Source organism: Streptococcus sp. HMSC073A12, from assembly GCF_001812815.1.
GTDB lineage: Bacteria > Bacillota > Bacilli > Lactobacillales > Streptococcaceae > Streptococcus > Streptococcus vaginalis.
Map to the genome: position 1 here is coordinate 216,179 of NZ_KV810539.1, position 15,886 is coordinate 232,064.

Below are 15,886 nucleotides of genomic sequence, written 5' to 3' on the forward strand. Positions count from 1 at the left end.
TTTAAGAGAAGGGAGACTCTTATGATTTTTGACCATAAAAACTATAAAGAATATGACGCTGAGCTTTGGGAAGCCATTGCTGCAGAAGAAAAACGTCAGCAAAACAATATTGAATTGATTGCTTCAGAAAACGTTGTTTCAAAAGCTGTTATGGCAGCACAAGGTTCTATTTTAACCAATAAATATGCCGAAGGTTATCCAGGTCGTCGCTATTATGGTGGTACGGACGTTGTGGATGTGATTGAGACATTAGCAATTGAACGTGCTAAAGAAATTTTTGGAGCAAAATTTGCCAATGTTCAACCCCACTCAGGCAGTCAGGCGAATTGTGCGGCTTATATGGCCTTAATTGAGCCAGGTGATACAGTAATGGGAATGGATCTTGCAGCAGGCGGACATTTGACACATGGCGCAGCTGTTAGCTTCTCTGGGAAAACCTATAACTTTGTGCCTTATAATGTCGATCCTGAAACGGAACTTTTAGATTTTGATGCTATTTTGGCGCAGGCTAAAGAAGTCAAACCTAAATTGATTGTTGCAGGTGCTTCTGCCTATTCACATATTATTGATTTTGCTAAATTCCGTGAAATTGCAGATACTGTCGGAGCCAAACTCATGGTAGACATGGCTCATATTGCCGGTTTAGTTGCTGCTGATTTGCATCCAAGTCCAGTACCGTATGCACATATTACGACAACTACCACTCATAAAACCCTTCGAGGACCTCGTGGCGGCTTAATTTTGACCAACGATGAAGAATTGGCGAAAAAGATTAATTCCGCAATCTTCCCAGGAATTCAAGGAGGACCGCTAGAGCATGTCGTAACAGCTAAAGCAGCTGCTTTCAAAGAAGTATTGGATTCAGATTTCAAAGTTTATGCTCAGCAGATTGTAGATAATGCTAAGGCAATGGTTCAAGTATTCCAACAGCATGGTAATTTCCGTGTCATTTCAGGCGGTACGGAGAATCATCTTTTCCTTGTGGATGTGACCAAAGTCGTTGAAAATGGAAAAGTCGCTCAAAACCTTTTGGATGATGTCCATATCACTCTCAACAAAAACTCTATCCCTTATGAAACCTTATCTCCATTTAAAACAAGTGGCATTCGTATCGGAACCGCAGCTATTGCAGCTCGTGGCTTTGGGGTAGCTGAAAGTACTAAAGTAGCAGAATTGATTATCAAAACTTTAGAGAATGCAAACAACGAAGCTATTTTACAGCAGGTTCGTGCAGAAGTTAAAGAATTGACCGATGCCTTTCCACTATATGAGGACTGAAATGGACATTTACGTAAAAAAAGCTATTATTCATCAATTTAGTCCGTCAGACACCGACCTTCTTTTAGCAGATAAATATCTTAATATTACTCCAAAAATTGAAGAATATCTTCGCAAAAAGATTGAACGTATCTATTCAGATGAGGCCAAAACAGGTATTTTTACCGAAGATAATGTCTTTTTATCACATATGACAAAAGACCTTTTAGAAACTTCTATAACGATTGCCAATCTCTGGAAAGAGGAGTTTTCGGTGAGCGAAAATCAGAAAACCAATGATTTGATTTTTGTTCAATTTGACAAGAAAGGAGTAGAGCATCTTGCTTTTTTGCGCATTGCTCTGCGGGAAACCCTCACCCACTTAGGTGGAGAAGTAGATAATCCTATCAAGATTACCCAGAACAACTTGCCGGGATTTGGTACAGGCGCTGATGAAGCCTTGGTCATCAATCTTCAATCACGTAAATACCATTTGATTGAAAAGCGGATTAAATACAATGGTGCTTTTCTCAATTATTTTTCTGATAATCTGTTACAAGTCAATCCTAAAATTTCTCCCAAGAAATCTATCAAAGCCTTAGAAAAAACAGCTCAAAAAGTTGCAGAGAGCTTTCATCAAGATGATTTTCAATTTCAATCCAAGGTTAAATCGTCTATTTTCAAACATTTAGAAGAAAATGATGAATTATCACCAGAAAAATTAGCAGATGACTTGTTCGATAACAATCTGACAGCTCGTTTGACTTTTATTAATCAGGTTAAGGAAACAATTCCAGAAACTGTTAAATTTGATGAAATTGATAGTAGTCATCAGAAGAAAAAATTTGAAAATCAAAAGCTCTCTCTTTCAAATGGGATTGAACTCATTGTCCCCAATAACATCTATCAAGATGCGGAATCCGTAGAATTCATACAAAACGAGAATGGAACCTATTCCATTCTCATCAAAAACATAGAAGATATCCAAAGTAAATAATGTTTAAAATTCTTAGAAAATTGATCCTTCTCATTCTTTTAATCTTTGTTGGTTACAAGCTTGTTCAAGTTCATCATGATATCAAGCAAGTGATGACCTACCGTAGCTTAGTGAGAGAAGTGCTAGACGAGCAAGATACTGCAGCCAATGAAGAACTAGTCCTTGCTATGATTTACACAGAAACAAAAGGAAAAGTTTCTGATGTCATGCAATCTAGTGAAAGTGCGACGGGTCAGAAAAACTCTATTTTAGATAATAAAGAAAGCATTCGTCAAGGTGTTCAGACCTTATCTGCGAATCTAAATGTAGCTCAAGAAAAGAAAGTAGATGTTTGGACCGCTGTACAAGCCTATAACTTTGGTCGAGCTTACATCGATTATATTGCAAAACACGGTGGCGAAAATACCCTTTATTTGGCAAAAAAATACTCCAAAAATGTTGTCGCACCAAGTTTAGGAAACGTGACTGGGCAAACCTATTCTTATTACCACCCCATCGCCCTCCTTCATGGCTCTAAGCTCTATATCAATGGTGGGAATTATTATTACTCCCGACAAGTTCAGATGAATATGCACATCATGAAAGTGATGAATTGGTTTTAATAACATCACCCCTAGTAGCTTATTTCTACTAGGGTTTTTCAAACAAATCAATTATTATTTATATCGTTACGTGTTATACTTAAAAATATATCTCACAGAAAGAAGCGATAAAAATGACGAAAAAAGCGGACGGTAAATTGGACAAAAAGGATTATGTACAATCCACTACGCCAACCCTTTTCTTTCATGGTTATGGAAGTAGTGCCAATGCGGAGTGGTATATGACGAATGCAGTAAAAAAGCAGGGGTAACAAAAACAGTTATTCGAGCAAATGTTGATAGAAATGGTACAGTTACGTTAAGGGGAGACATTCCCAAAGGCGCTATCAATCCAATCGTAGAAGTGAATTACGAAGACAATCGCAATCCCATTGATGTTGGACGGTATACAAAAGCTGTCGTCAGCAAGCTACAGGAAAAGTATGGCTTTACAAAAATGAATATGGTAGGTCATTCTTTAGGGAATATGTCGATTTTGTATTATCTTTTAGAACATGCTCAAGATGAGAACTTGCCACAGCTGCAAAAACAAGTGAATATCGCAAATTTCGCTGCCGGTTTAAAAGCTATGGGCTTATCATCTGATGTGAAAGTTGACAAAACAACAGGTCAACTAAACCAAGTCACGCAAACTTTCCAAAGATTATTACCATTACGTGAAGTATTCCCACAAAATCAAATTGACGTTTTGAATATCTATGGTGATTATAAAAATGGATCAGACGGTTCTGTTTTAAATTCTTCATCTCGCAGTTTGAAATACTTAGTTGCAGACAATGCCAAATCTTATCAAGAAAAGAAAATTACCGGCAAACTAGCACAACATAGCCAATTACATGAAAACCCAGAAGTAGATAAAATACTGATTCAATTTTTGTGGGGAAAATAAACTGACAAATTTAAAAGCCAAACTTCAAGAAATAAGAAGTTTAGCCTTTTCTGTTTTTATTCCCATTCTTCTTTTCCAAACGTCCGATATATCCCAAACCATTCAAAATACTAGTTACTATTTTTTCTAATACTAATAAATCCACCTAATTATAGGACGTTTTCATATTTTTAGTCCCGTCCCAGTCCCAGTACCAGAGAAATATTGTTTTAATATAATATCTCTTAAGCTTGTTTATCAAGTTTTCAAATTAATGTTACTTCGAATTTACTTCATTTTTACTTTTTGTTTTGAGGGTTTCAATCTAAATATATTACTTGGTAATTATTCAGCCTATGGAGATAAGACAAAAGATTTAGAAAACTTAAAGCAAGGAGATTTTGTTAAAATATTTGGACAAATAAAAACAAGTATTAATAACAACGGAAAGGAACATAAAAATGTTCGTATTTTGTCTTCTAAGCTCTTAAAAGCAAAAGAACAGGTAAAGAGTCAAGATAAAAATAAAAAGTCCATATTAGGGCAAATAAAAAGCTTTAAGACAGATGAGAAATCTAAATCAAACAAGAAAGATCATAGCAAAGGTGCAGAGAGATAAATATCGGCAGTCTTCGGACTGCCTTTATTTTTTTTGCTCGTTTTAACGCAGTAAATCATATAATTGAAATGAATCTGTATTATATGCTATAATTAGGTAGTTAATCTATACATTTAGAAAGGGAAAATATAGAATTGGAGAATGATATGGGATTTTCATATAATAAATTATGGAAGTTATTAATAGATAAAAATATGAAAAAAACAGATTTACAATGTGCAATTGCAACAACACCCAAGACAATAGCAAAAATGGGAAGAGACGAAAATGTAAGTTTGGAAACACTAGGGAAAATTTGTGAGTATTTTCAATGTGATATTGGAGATATTATTGAATATAAAAAAGGAACACATACAAATGAACGTTAATCATAAAAAGGTAAATAAAGACGATTTTTATAATTTAGAAAGATTTAGTATTGAGAATAGAAGATACATAGGGAGCAAGTATAAAATTTCTAAATGGATTAAAGAAATCATAAAAAACAATACTCAAGGTGAAACATTTTTTGATGTGTTTGCAGGTACTGGAATCATTTCAAAAGAGATGTTGGAAGATCATGAAAATTTAATAATTAATGATTTCCTATATTCCAATAATATAATTTATAAGGCGTTTTTTGATAGTACTGATTATGATGACACGGTATTGAATAGAAAATGTACAGAATATAATTCTATAATTTCTAGGGTATATGATGATAATTATTTTGTTGAAAATTTTGGAAATAAATTTTTTAGTAATAAAGATGCAATGATTATAGGAGAGATTAGAGAAAGAATAGCTATAGATAAAGAGCTTAATGATGCTGAGAGAAATATTTTAATAGCCTCATTATTATATTCTTTAGATAAAGTTTCAAATACTGTTGGTCATTATGAAGCTTATAGAAAAAATGTTGAATTACACGATAAATTTAGTTTTAAACTAATAAAACCAATAAATACAGAAGGAAAAAATATAAAAATATATCGTGAAGACGCAAATCAATTGGTAAAGAGAGTTAGAACTGATATTGCATTTATCGATCCGCCCTATAATTCAAGACAATATTCAAGGTTTTATCATTTACTAGAAAGTGTTTCGAAATGGGATAAGCCAAAACTAGAAGGAGTTGCAATGAAACCAAAACCTGAAAATATGAGTGAATATTGCAGGTCTAAAGCACCTTACGCATTTAATGAATTGATTACTAACTTAGACGCAAAATATATAGTTGTTACTTATAACAACACATATAATTCAAAAAGTAGTAGCTCAAAAAATAAAATATCGCATGAACAAATACTAAAAACTCTGAATAGTGTAGGTACAACTAAAGTATTTGAAAAAAAACATAAATTTTTTAATGCTGGAAAAACATATTTAAATAATCATAAGGAGTTTGTATTTGTGACAGAGGTATTAAATGGTTGAACAGTTAAATTTTTTGAAATTGAATAGAGAATTAGAGAAACCAAGAATTGTTCGTTCTCCACTTTTTTATGTTGGTGATAAGTACAAGTTAATGTCACAATTGATAGAACTTTTTCCAGAAAATATAAATAATTATTTTGATGTATTTTGTGGAGGTGGAAGTGCTTCTATAAATGTTAAGGCTAAGAACTATTACTTGAATGACATTGATACTAATATTATTTCATTACACAATCATCTAAAAACAAATTCGGTTGATATAGACAAGTTTATAAATAGGATATATGACCTAATAAGCAATTACGGACTTAGCCACTCTGAAAAATTCACTGATGGTAAACTTGAGGAATATAAAAAGAAATATATAAAGACATATTTTGCAAAATATAATAAAGAGGCATATTTAAATCTAAGGTATGATTTTAACAATAATCATAATCTTGATTTATTATATTTACTTTTAATTTATGGATTTAACCATATGATTAGATTTAACAAGAACGGAGAATTTAATTTACCCGTAGGTAATTTGGATTGGAATAAAAATGTTACTGAGGCACTCATAAATTATGCACATTGGATTAATAATAATATAGTTTCCTTTAATAATTTAGATTTTGAAGAATTTATAAATTCCAATCATATAGAATCAAGAGATTTTATTTACTTAGATCCTCCTTACTTAATAACTTTTAGTGATTATAATAAGTTATGGAACGAACAAGAGGAAATGAGATTATATAATTTGCTTGATGAGTTAGATAAAAGAAATATAAAATGGGGCTTATCAAATATGCTAAGGCATAAAGATAAGTTTAATAATATATTATATGAATGGTCTAAGAAATATAAGGTTTATAATGTGAAGAGTAACTACATTTCAAGATTTGATAATAGTATAAAAATGGACTCTAGGGAGGTTTATATTACAAATTATGAAAAAGATAGAACATAAACCATTGTCATTTTCAACGACAATGAGAAATCCAGAACGAATAGCAGAATTTGTTAATTGTATAAAAGATTTTGAAGGTCAAATTTTAACAGAATCTATAATAATGAGAATTGTAAAAAATGTAATAAAGAACAAATTATATAAACCAATGTCTATAACCAAAGATAACAACTTAAATGCAATTTATCTTGATGAGAATTTATACTTTTCAGATTCACAACTAAATAAAATCATAGAAAACAGTCCCCAAAATCATAAAGAGGCTGGATTCCCCAAAGGTTGGGCTAGTAGGTTCGATACTTGGTATAAATTATGTAAAGAATTCGGATTTGTATATTATGAAATGGATAGGCGAATAGAAATTTCGTCTAGTGGTCATATGTTATGTGACGCATACCTGGATACTTCGGGAAATTCTGGTGAAAAAATACAAAAAATATTTTTAAATGCACTAGTAAAATATCAAACAGACAACCCATTTAGAAGAAATGCTAATAGTAATGCACCAATTCCTTTACTTTTAAATGTTTTAAAATTATTGAATGAAGATGAGAATTCTTCTGGAATATACAGAAAAGAATTGCCATTTTTAACATGCTGGGATAATAATGATTATAAGGGTTTATATGATTTTATAATTTCATTTAGAAAAAAATATGGATTTAAAGCTAGTGATGAAATTGTATATGAAGAATGCTTGAAATTACTCGAAAGTGAAAATAGAAAAAGATTTAAAATGTTTCAGATAATTAAGGAAGGAGTGGATGATTTAATTAGGAAATTGAGAATAACTGGTATGTTTTCTTTAAGAGGTATGGGAAGATTCATTGATATAAATAAGTTAGAAATGAACACTGCAAATTATGTTATAAGTAAATATACTACTTATGAGATTTTTGAAGATGAATATAAGTTCTATAAATATATGGGAGATTTAGACCCTACAATTATAGCGTTTAGAGAAATCGAATTTGATGATTTAGATAATATTAGAATAAATGCATTAAAACAATTCTCTGAAAAATATTCTTTACCTCAAGTATGTAAAGAAATAGAAAATCTACAACTTAATAGACCAAGTAAAGATGAGTATTTAAAACTAATAGATTCGCCGACAAGACTAGAATTTTTGACAAGTTTAGCAATAATGCAAAAATATCCAAATTATGAAATCAAACCTAATTATGCTATTGATGATGAAGGAAATCCAACCTTTACAGCTAAGGGAGGTGTAGCAGATATTGAAGTTTATGATTCTGACATGGATTCCCTTGTTGAAGTTACGCTTATGAAAAATAGACAGCAAGCTACAAATGAAATACCCGCTATAACAAGACATTTAAAAGAACAAAGAGAAAGATCTATAAAAAACAATGTTTTTTCAGTGTTCATTGCACCCTATCTTCATGAAGATACAATTTACATGTGTCAATTTACCATGTTTAAAGAGAAGTTAGGAATATATCCATATAGTATAATTGATTTCATTAATAAGTTAAATACTTCATCAAGCTTACTTGAAATGAAATATGCTGTTTGATTTACTATTATAAATTTTAAGAAAGGATTAATATGGAAAAAAGAGATAAATTGTTGATCGAAAGTCTTAATGATATTGATATTACTCCAACTATGGAGAAAAATGCTAGAGAGAAATACAAGGCTATTTCTGAGTATTTAAATGGACATGATCTTGAATCTGATTTTTATCCACAAGGTTCTTTTTTGTTAGGAACTGTCATAAGACCATATAGAGATGGAAAAGATAAGAATTACGATTTAGATATTTTAGCTTTATTAAAAAAAGAAAAATCAAATACAAATCCACAAAGTACAAAAAATGATGTTGGTGATTGCATAAAGAGTAGTGAATTATATAAGTCTAAATTATCAAAAGAAGATAAAAACTGCTGGACTTTAGAGTATGCAGAGGTATCAGGGGGAGTAGGATTTAATCTAGATATTGTTCCCTGTGTAAATGAAGAAGAAAATATTAAGACTGAAATTGTTAATTCAGGTGTAGATTTAAATTATGTATTTAAGACTGTATCAATAACTGAGAAAGAAGATAGTAATTATTCATGGTTGACTAGCAATCCTTTAGGATTTGGTGATTGGTTTAAAGATATTAGCGAAAGGTTCATTTCAACAGAAATGAAAATGGAACAGTTTCACAATTTTCCTATCGAGATAAGAGAAATATATAATACAGTAGAGAATATACCAAATTACTATTATAGATCAAATTTACAAAGAGCAGTACAGGTTGTAAAAAGACATAGGGATATATTTTATGATAGAAGTAGGAATGTTAAGTCTAAGCCCTCTTCTATTTTAATAACAGCGTTGATAGCAGACTCTGTTAAAGATGAGTTCAATTTATCTATTATAGATATAATAAAAGTGTTTATTCATAAATTTAAAAACAAGAAAATATCTATAATGGTGGATAATAAAATTCTAAATCCTGTTGATTTGAGAGAAGATTTTATAAGTAATATATCTGAATCGGAAAAGAATATTATGAATAGTTGGATAGCTGACTTATCAAATTTTATAAGTATAGATTCAGAGATAGAATTTAAAAAATCTATTCATAATGACTTTAATTCAAAGATGTACTCAGATGCGTTTTATAATGTAAATATTGTAAGTCCAACGAAGCCATGGAGATATAGTGAATAATATAAGAGAGCAAATCAATGACTTACTAAAACAACAAACAGAATTACAGGTAAATTACAAAGAATCAAATATATGTATATACGGAAAATATCATTATTCCTTAAAACACAATGATGTGATTTTAGACGGGGTAAAGGATATTAAAGTAGAAATGGATTATGAGTATCCCATTAGTATTCCAAAAGTATATATCTTCAACTTAAAAGAAGAACTAGAACATGTATATAAAGATAATAGTATCTGCTTAGCAACTGTTGGGGAGATACTACAATATCTTATTGATAAACCTTCAATTTCGGAATTTTTAAATAGATTTTTAGATCCGTTTATATTTTCGGCAGATTGGCATCTTAAATATGGAGTATTTCCATTTGGGGAAAGGAAACATGGATATGAGGGTTTATTAAGTTATTATACTGAAGAGTGGGGATTAACAAAAGAACAGTACATTAAAATGGTATTTTTAATTTACCACAATAAATACAAAGGTCATTTACCTTGTTTTTGCAATTCGGGTTTTAAATTGAGAAATTGCCATGGTAGATATATACTTCCGATTGTTAAAAATCAAAGATTAAGAAATACTTTTTTAATAGAGTCTATAATGATATTAAATAAGGATGGTAAAGAATATGGGTAAAACACCACAAGATGATAGTCATAATAAGTCTAGAAAATTAGGTTATGTAGTTGACTCATTATCAATATTATTATTAATAATTTCCTTAGCACAAGTTAGATTTTCGATTTTAAATATAAAAATATTACTAATAATTTCTGCTATAATTTTATTAATTCAAACAGTAGCAATATATTACAGAAATTATTATTTTGATTTGGGAAATAAAGACAGATTTAATATGTTTCTAGACAACTCATTTGGTAGAAAGATAATACCTTGCTATAATAGCGATGAATATTTTGACAACAAAGATATAGAAGCTGGTTTTATTAAAGCTTTAGCAAATACACATCAAAATTCTTTTTTTACATCAAATTTAGCTAAATTGAATAAAAAGTCGTATTACATTTTTTCTTTTATTGTTTTGTTTTTATTTGTATATGCAGTTTTTATCAATGGATTAGATGATACAACATCTTTATTGCTTAATTTCATAGTATCAGGTGAGATTATTAATAAGGCTATAAAATATAACTCTCTTTATGATAAAACTAATAATATTTACGAATCATGTAATAGAATATGCTCATCTTACCAAACAAATAATCAAGAAAAATTTTTCGCAGATATTTTTGAAATAATAATTAGTTATGAGAATATAATTTATGAGAGTAAAATTGAACTTTCTCAAAAAATATTTTTAAAAAACAACTTAAGACTCACTTTGGAATGGGAAAAGATTAAAGATGATTATAAAATTTATTCAAAAAGCAGAGAGATTAAAGAGTAATTATCTCTCCACTTCCTTCCCATAATAATTTTCATAGTTCTTCCTATACTGAACAAGGTCAGAAAATTGTTCTTTATTTAAAGAATACTCTTGCATAATGGTGTTCTTTTTTTCATAATTCCATTCCAATTTCGTGAGCTTTTATAGGATCAACCTCTCCTGGTAGAAAAGATTGAATCAAGTGTATAGCCAGAACTGTAAATTTAGTATCATTGTCTTCTCTAGTTTTCAGAAATTAAATGTGGACAGTAGATGGATGACAATTAAATGAAGATACCAAAATTTTTTAATCAATTTTTTTCACTCTTAGTTGTATAATCTATTGCCAAATTTAGAGTTGATTTTATGGGATGTATTTTTGTAATTGCCATATTAATCACCATAACTTTCTTTTGATTTATTAAGAAGTAGGGAATGGATCTGCCATATTTCTTTTGCCAATTTTTCTATTTTTTCTCTCATATAGTCAATATCTTTTTTGTAAATAACACCAGTTGTATTAGTAGCTTTTGCAATCTGATTTATATTATTTGTTGCATTTGAAAGTAACCATTGAAGATCTCTAAATGGTTCTAGGTCTACAACATAATGATTTTTTGATTTTGACAATATTTGGGATTTAAAATAGCTGTTACAATATTTCCAGTAATTTGTCTAACAGTCCCCTTATCTGTAGTTTGTAAGTCTAAAAAAGCGTAAGTCTGATCTATTTCTGGGAATTTTAATTTAATATCTGTCATAAGGCTCATTCCTTTTCTTTTTACAATCATCTAATCTCTTTATTGTTTTATATTTGTTTTCCATTTTATCCTCCTGTCTGGTATAAATAAGACTCCTGTGGTAAAATGAACTTGTCTAGAGAACACTTCTCACAGGAGTGTATGCCTTTACTCTTCGTAGTAGGGGCTTTTTTCTTTTTTGATTTTTTCATATATTTCTAAAATATAGATTAAAATATCAGCTTCATCGTCATTTAGTTTGCCGAACTTTTTAATAACTTTTGCTAGTTGAAATATTAAATCACCTATATAGGGAAGTATTTTTTGATTTACAATTGCTTCTTTTGTCCTCCAAGTATTTTCTCTTATTCTTGGTTTTCTATCTCTCTTATAAAGTTCAAAAAACTCCCTAAAGCTCATCTCAATTGATTAAGAATGTTGATTTAAAAATTCTTGTTCCCATTTTAATGCTTCTTTTTTTGTTGAAAATCCACGTTTTTTCTTAGTTAATTTTTCTCCTTTCCAGTTGGTATAATAAAACCTACAATACCAAGTTTTATTTCCACTTTCATCTCTGTATGCTGGCACTTTAAACCTCCTTTGTATTTGTTGGTTTATAGCAATACTTTTCCATAAAGTATTCTCTATTTAACTTTCCTCTTTGCACACGATAACCTAATTTAAGTAGGTCTTGATTCATATCGTTTATTATCTGATATGCTGTTGTCCTACTTACATCAAGAAATTCTTGTACATCTTTTGCATTCATAAAAATACCTTTCATAATGTCCTCCTTTTATAGTTTGTAAGGTTCTACATCCACAAAAGGGCGAGCATTAATTTTTATATCTTACATTATCCGTTCAATAACGAACGGTATGTATATATAATAACAGTTCATATTTGTTCCGCCAAGTTTTTTCTATTTATTTTTTCCTAAAATATTCAGATACTTGCAAATATTTACAACAGAACAGTTTTGTTAAGCTTTTGTTCGTTTTGTGATAAAATATTTATAGTTATTGTGAAATAAGGAGGAGTTAGTTTGATTTCTGGAGAAAAATTAAAAAAGTTAAGACTTATGCGAAACTTAACTCAAAAAGAACTTGCCATTAAATCTGGTTTGACAGATGCTGCTATAAGAAATTACGAGCTTGGAAATAGATCTCCAAGTAAAGAACAATTACAAAAAATATCTGAAGCACTTGATTGTGATATATCAGCATTAATTAATCATGAACCTAATTCTATTTTTGAAATAATGCATATAATCTTTGATTATGAAAAAGATATTAAGTTTAGACCCTCAGCAGGCGATGGAGAGATCACTGGACTTTTATCAAATGATGTAGATTGCAATAATTTTCTAATAGAATGGAATGAAATGAGAAAGAAGCATTATAACGATGAGATAACAGACGAGGAATTTGAAGATTGGAAGTTATCTTACCCTAAAAAATCAAGATTTTTAAAATAAAATATGTACGCAAAAAGACCGCAGTCTAAAAACTACGGTCTAATTTTTTGTCCAAATGTAAACCACTTGGAACTATTATTCAATTTATTATTTTTAACAAATGTTCCCATTTTAATCCCAGTTACAGTTTTTCATCTTCTATAACCATTGAATTTTCAAGGTTTTTTAATTTTTTGCGATTATTCCCACTCACTAAAAGTCAGATATTGACTATTTAGGATAGTTGATTTAATAGTGATTGATAATACAATCAATGAGAACTATTTGATATTATTTGAATCTTTTGTTGTTAAAGTGTTGTTAACGAAGATAATGGTATTCTTCTACTTCAAGAAAAATATTATTTAAATGTTTTATTTCTAGTTCGTTTAGTCTCCATTTTTTTATTAAGTAGTAGTGTATATCAAATATATTTTCATTACCTAAATAAGCACATAAGATTGATTTTTTTAAGATGTCTCGTTTATCTTTATTTTCAATTATCTCATTATAATTTTTAAGTTCTAACTCTTGATAGGGTATCCAATCAATTTTTGAGTAAATTGGTAAATCTGGATATTTTTTTATATACTTATTCCACTCAAAATTGAGTTCTTCTTCTATTCTTTTTTGAAGTTGTGAATCTTTGGGTATATCTAATATTTTAGTTATGGTTGTTTTTATACCATGTATCCAATTTGAAGACACTGATTTATCTATTCCAAGTAATTCGTCAGCGGTAGTATCAAGTATTTTTGATAATTTTACTATATTTTCTAGAGTAGGTTCAGTTCGACCGTTTTCCCACTTGGCATAAGCGCTCTGTCCAATATCTAATAGTTGGGATATTTTTTCTTGGGTATATCCTTTATTTTTTCGTTTTTCTTTTAATCTGCTTGGAAAATCTAGCATATAGATACCTACTTTCAAAATAATTCCAAATAAGACTATTTTTTTTGTTGACAATTAGTCTTATTTGGACTAAAATATAATTAGTCTTATTAAGACTAATTATACCAAACTATTCTGATATTTGGCAAGTAGAAGAGAGGGAAATGCCTATGATTGTATAAAAAAGTCTTTGAGAAGCAGAACTTTTCAAAGACTTACCAAAAATAACTATCTAAATTATATAACAATTTTTAAGAAAGATAAAGGTAAAAACTAATGGCAAGTAACAAAATGAAATTAACAAGCGAACTCTCACTTAAAGAAATGGCTCTTGATAGTTCTCAATTCTATATTCCTAAAAAATTAAAAGTGGATTTTTCACAAGCTCGTCCAACAAACAAGTACAAACATGGGAAGGCGACTGATGTAGTTGAAAGCTATATGCTTAATGGTATTGATGAACGTACAGCAGGCGCAGTAGAACAAGGTTTGATTGATATGGAAGACATCAAGACAATCACGATTGAAGTATTAGGTAGCTTTGATGAGATTGAGGGAGCTATGGCAGCAGCTCAATTCACTTTTGTAGAGTTACTAGATACTCGTGTCATGGCTCAATGGGTTGACGGTCGCAATCCGGGTTACAAGGGCTTGAAATTAGTTGCTAGTGGCTTGAAATTGCTGTGACAACTTAAAATACGGAAAAAGCAGGGTTAGGTGTAGGGTTAGGTCGGGAAAGGCGTAGCCCCCGACCGTGTAACCCGTCTACACCGCTCAACCCGAATTTTTCCGTATTTTAAGTGGAAGAATATTCATGATTTTTTTGCTCAAGAGTTTTTAGGGCTAGTATAAACACATAGACACAAAATCTATGCGCGGGCGCCATTCTGGACTTGACGATAGAATGGTGCAAAACAAGGAAAATCCTTGATTTGAAAGCCTTTCTCCGTGGGACATCGGAACGGTCCAGCGTACGCGTTAGGAAAGAAAAGAGTGAAAAAATTATGGATTTATACTTGTGTTTATACGTGTGTTTATTCTCGAAAAAGTGGAGTATAAACACAAAAAGAGTGAAATATTATACAAAATAAATGTATTTCTATAAAAGAGGTGTTTTATGACAAAACGAATTATTAATAAACGTTTTTTGTTTGAACAACAATTAAAACCAAAATTTTGGGATTGGTCTATTCAAGATAAACAGTTATTAGATGATTGGGAAACTAATAAGGAACAAATTTTTAGACTTATTTTTGACCGTGTAAGAACGTTGGTAGAAGAAGATGAGTTTGTGGAGTTTGCGATAATCGTTCATGATAAAGATATATCCTACGGTACAAAATTAGTAGAACCTCATGTGCATGCTTATATTGATTTTCCAAAGCGAATAGACTTATCAAAAGTTGCAATGGCTTTAGGTTTGGAACGTGAACGGATTGAAACTCCAAAATCAAAAGGCGGTCGAGCGTATACACGTATCAATGCTTTAGCTTACCTTATTCATGCCAAAGATAAAGATAAATATCAGTATCTTGCTAGTGATGTGGAAACATTTGATACGCTTGATTATGAATCCTTTATAAATCAGAATAAAGAAGATTTTGAGAAGTATGCAGCCACAAAAAAACGTGAGAAATCAGATGAAAGTCTAGATTTGGTATTGTCTAAAGTATATAAGGGGGAACTGACTTATTTTGATATTATGAAAGACGATAATTTGTATTATCTTATGGCAAACAATCGTCAGAAATTCCTTGAAGGATTTGATATTTTTGGCGAGCGTGAAAGCGTGCTAAGACTAGAAGCCTTGCAAAATGGGGAGTATGATTTGACTGTCCTATATATTCAAGGTAAGCCCGGGATTGGCAAGTCTACACTTGCTAGAGATATTGCTTTAGAGGTGCAAGGAGCACTTGAAAATGTAGGTTTAAGAGGTGGCTCATATTCTGCAAGTTCTAAGAATCCTTTTGACAATTATTCAGGAGAAGAAATCCTGATTTTGGACGACT

18 protein-coding genes and 4 pseudogenes are annotated in these 15,886 nt (G+C 30.4%); 15 read left to right on the forward strand and 7 right to left on the reverse strand.

The genetic code is table 11. The features are described 5' to 3' along the window. The first annotated feature begins 21 nt into the window (after positions 1-21). From glyA to HMPREF2876_RS06450, 12 genes and pseudogenes are all read left to right on the forward strand, one after another. Entirely contained in the window at positions 22-1,278 is a 1,257-nt protein-coding gene (gene glyA, locus HMPREF2876_RS06395; RefSeq protein ID WP_070241675.1) for a serine hydroxymethyltransferase, read from the forward strand. A gap of 1 nt (position 1,279) precedes the next feature. Beyond that, positions 1,280-2,254 carry a nucleoid-associated protein gene (locus HMPREF2876_RS06400; protein WP_024051550.1) on the forward strand — a complete coding sequence of 325 codons (975 nt, stop codon included), beginning with the start codon at positions 1,280-1,282 and terminating at the stop codon, positions 2,252-2,254. Further along, positions 2,254-2,856: a lysozyme family protein gene (locus HMPREF2876_RS06405; protein ID WP_070584488.1), complete on the forward strand. Its 603-nt coding sequence runs from the start codon at positions 2,254-2,256 to the stop codon at positions 2,854-2,856. Before HMPREF2876_RS06400 ends, HMPREF2876_RS06405 begins: the two co-directional genes overlap by 1 nt. Positions 2,857-2,981: 125 nt before the next feature. Then, positions 2,982-3,745 (forward strand): annotated as a pseudogene (locus HMPREF2876_RS06410) (alpha/beta hydrolase); the annotation flags it as partial. Positions 3,746-4,067: 322 nt separating this feature from the next. Next, a pseudogene (locus tag HMPREF2876_RS06415) lies at positions 4,068-4,343 on the forward strand (DNA-binding protein); the annotation flags it as partial. 146 nt (positions 4,344-4,489) lie between these two features. After that, positions 4,490-4,711 carry a helix-turn-helix domain-containing protein gene (locus tag HMPREF2876_RS06420; RefSeq protein ID WP_070241677.1) on the forward strand — a complete coding sequence of 74 codons (222 nt, stop codon included), beginning with the start codon at positions 4,490-4,492 and terminating at the stop codon, positions 4,709-4,711. Then, entirely contained in the window at positions 4,701-5,759 is a 1,059-nt protein-coding gene (locus tag HMPREF2876_RS06425) for a DNA adenine methylase (RefSeq protein WP_070584511.1), read from the forward strand. The genes HMPREF2876_RS06420 and HMPREF2876_RS06425 overlap by 11 nt, the downstream gene beginning before the upstream one ends. Beyond that, positions 5,752-6,714, forward strand: coding sequence for a Dam family site-specific DNA-(adenine-N6)-methyltransferase (locus HMPREF2876_RS06430; RefSeq protein WP_070584490.1), 963 nt, complete (start codon positions 5,752-5,754; stop codon positions 6,712-6,714). Before HMPREF2876_RS06425 ends, HMPREF2876_RS06430 begins: the two co-directional genes overlap by 8 nt. Then, a complete protein-coding gene (locus tag HMPREF2876_RS06435; RefSeq protein ID WP_070584493.1) occupies positions 6,695-8,254 on the forward strand; it encodes an AlwI family type II restriction endonuclease in 1,560 nt (519 codons plus the stop codon). The genes HMPREF2876_RS06430 and HMPREF2876_RS06435 overlap by 20 nt, the downstream gene beginning before the upstream one ends. Positions 8,255-8,286: 32 nt before the next feature. After that, complete coding sequence (locus HMPREF2876_RS06440) at positions 8,287-9,399, forward strand: nucleotidyltransferase domain-containing protein (protein ID WP_070584494.1); 1,113 nt, start codon at positions 8,287-8,289, stop codon at positions 9,397-9,399. Next, positions 9,392-10,039, forward strand: coding sequence for a hypothetical protein (locus HMPREF2876_RS06445; protein WP_070584496.1), 648 nt, complete (start codon positions 9,392-9,394; stop codon positions 10,037-10,039). Before HMPREF2876_RS06440 ends, HMPREF2876_RS06445 begins: the two co-directional genes overlap by 8 nt. After that, positions 10,032-10,811 carry a hypothetical protein gene (locus HMPREF2876_RS06450; protein ID WP_070584498.1) on the forward strand — a complete coding sequence of 260 codons (780 nt, stop codon included), beginning with the start codon at positions 10,032-10,034 and terminating at the stop codon, positions 10,809-10,811. The genes HMPREF2876_RS06445 and HMPREF2876_RS06450 overlap by 8 nt, the downstream gene beginning before the upstream one ends. Before the next feature lie 115 nt (positions 10,812-10,926). Here HMPREF2876_RS06450 and HMPREF2876_RS10725 read toward each other — a convergent pair. From HMPREF2876_RS10725 to HMPREF2876_RS06470, 6 genes and pseudogenes are all read right to left on the reverse strand, one after another. After that, positions 10,927-11,182 (reverse strand): annotated as a pseudogene (locus tag HMPREF2876_RS10725) (relaxase/mobilization nuclease domain-containing protein); the annotation flags it as partial. 1 nt (position 11,183) lies between these two features. Beyond that, positions 11,184-11,408, reverse strand: a pseudogene (gene mobC / locus HMPREF2876_RS06455) (plasmid mobilization relaxosome protein MobC); the annotation flags it as partial. After that, the gene (locus tag HMPREF2876_RS06460; protein WP_070584503.1) at positions 11,390-11,581 is read right to left on the reverse strand and encodes a hypothetical protein; all 192 of its coding nucleotides are present in this window, start codon (positions 11,579-11,581) and stop codon (positions 11,390-11,392) included. The pseudogene mobC and the gene HMPREF2876_RS06460, both read right to left, overlap by 19 nt. 117 nt (positions 11,582-11,698) lie before the next feature. After that, positions 11,699-11,950: a tyrosine-type recombinase/integrase gene (locus tag HMPREF2876_RS10730; RefSeq protein WP_070241680.1), complete on the reverse strand. Its 252-nt coding sequence runs from the start codon at positions 11,948-11,950 to the stop codon at positions 11,699-11,701. 9 nt (positions 11,951-11,959) lie between these two features. Continuing rightward, the gene (locus HMPREF2876_RS10735; RefSeq protein ID WP_220432068.1) at positions 11,960-12,118 is read right to left on the reverse strand and encodes an Arm DNA-binding domain-containing protein; all 159 of its coding nucleotides are present in this window, start codon (positions 12,116-12,118) and stop codon (positions 11,960-11,962) included. A 1-nt stretch (position 12,119) separates the two neighbouring features. Next, entirely contained in the window at positions 12,120-12,314 is a 195-nt protein-coding gene (locus HMPREF2876_RS06470) for a hypothetical protein (RefSeq protein ID WP_070241681.1), read from the reverse strand. Between the two features lie 261 nt (positions 12,315-12,575). On the opposite strand from HMPREF2876_RS06470, the gene HMPREF2876_RS06475 reads away from it, so the two are divergent. Then, positions 12,576-13,007: a helix-turn-helix domain-containing protein gene (locus HMPREF2876_RS06475; protein ID WP_070584505.1), complete on the forward strand. Its 432-nt coding sequence runs from the start codon at positions 12,576-12,578 to the stop codon at positions 13,005-13,007. Between the two features lie 300 nt (positions 13,008-13,307). Here HMPREF2876_RS06475 and HMPREF2876_RS06480 read toward each other — a convergent pair whose 3' ends face one another. After that, positions 13,308-13,898, reverse strand: a complete 591-nt coding sequence (locus HMPREF2876_RS06480) for a helix-turn-helix domain-containing protein (protein WP_070241683.1) — start codon at positions 13,896-13,898, stop codon at positions 13,308-13,310. A gap of 255 nt (positions 13,899-14,153) precedes the next feature. Between HMPREF2876_RS06480 and HMPREF2876_RS06485 the strand changes: the two genes are divergently transcribed. Both HMPREF2876_RS06485 and HMPREF2876_RS06490 read left to right on the forward strand, forming a co-directional pair. Then, positions 14,154-14,564, forward strand: a complete 411-nt coding sequence (locus HMPREF2876_RS06485; protein ID WP_070584507.1) for a hypothetical protein — start codon at positions 14,154-14,156, stop codon at positions 14,562-14,564. A gap of 430 nt (positions 14,565-14,994) precedes the next feature. Further along, positions 14,995-15,886 (forward strand): Rep family protein (locus tag HMPREF2876_RS06490; protein WP_070584509.1); only part of this gene is annotated, 892 nt, incomplete at its 3' end.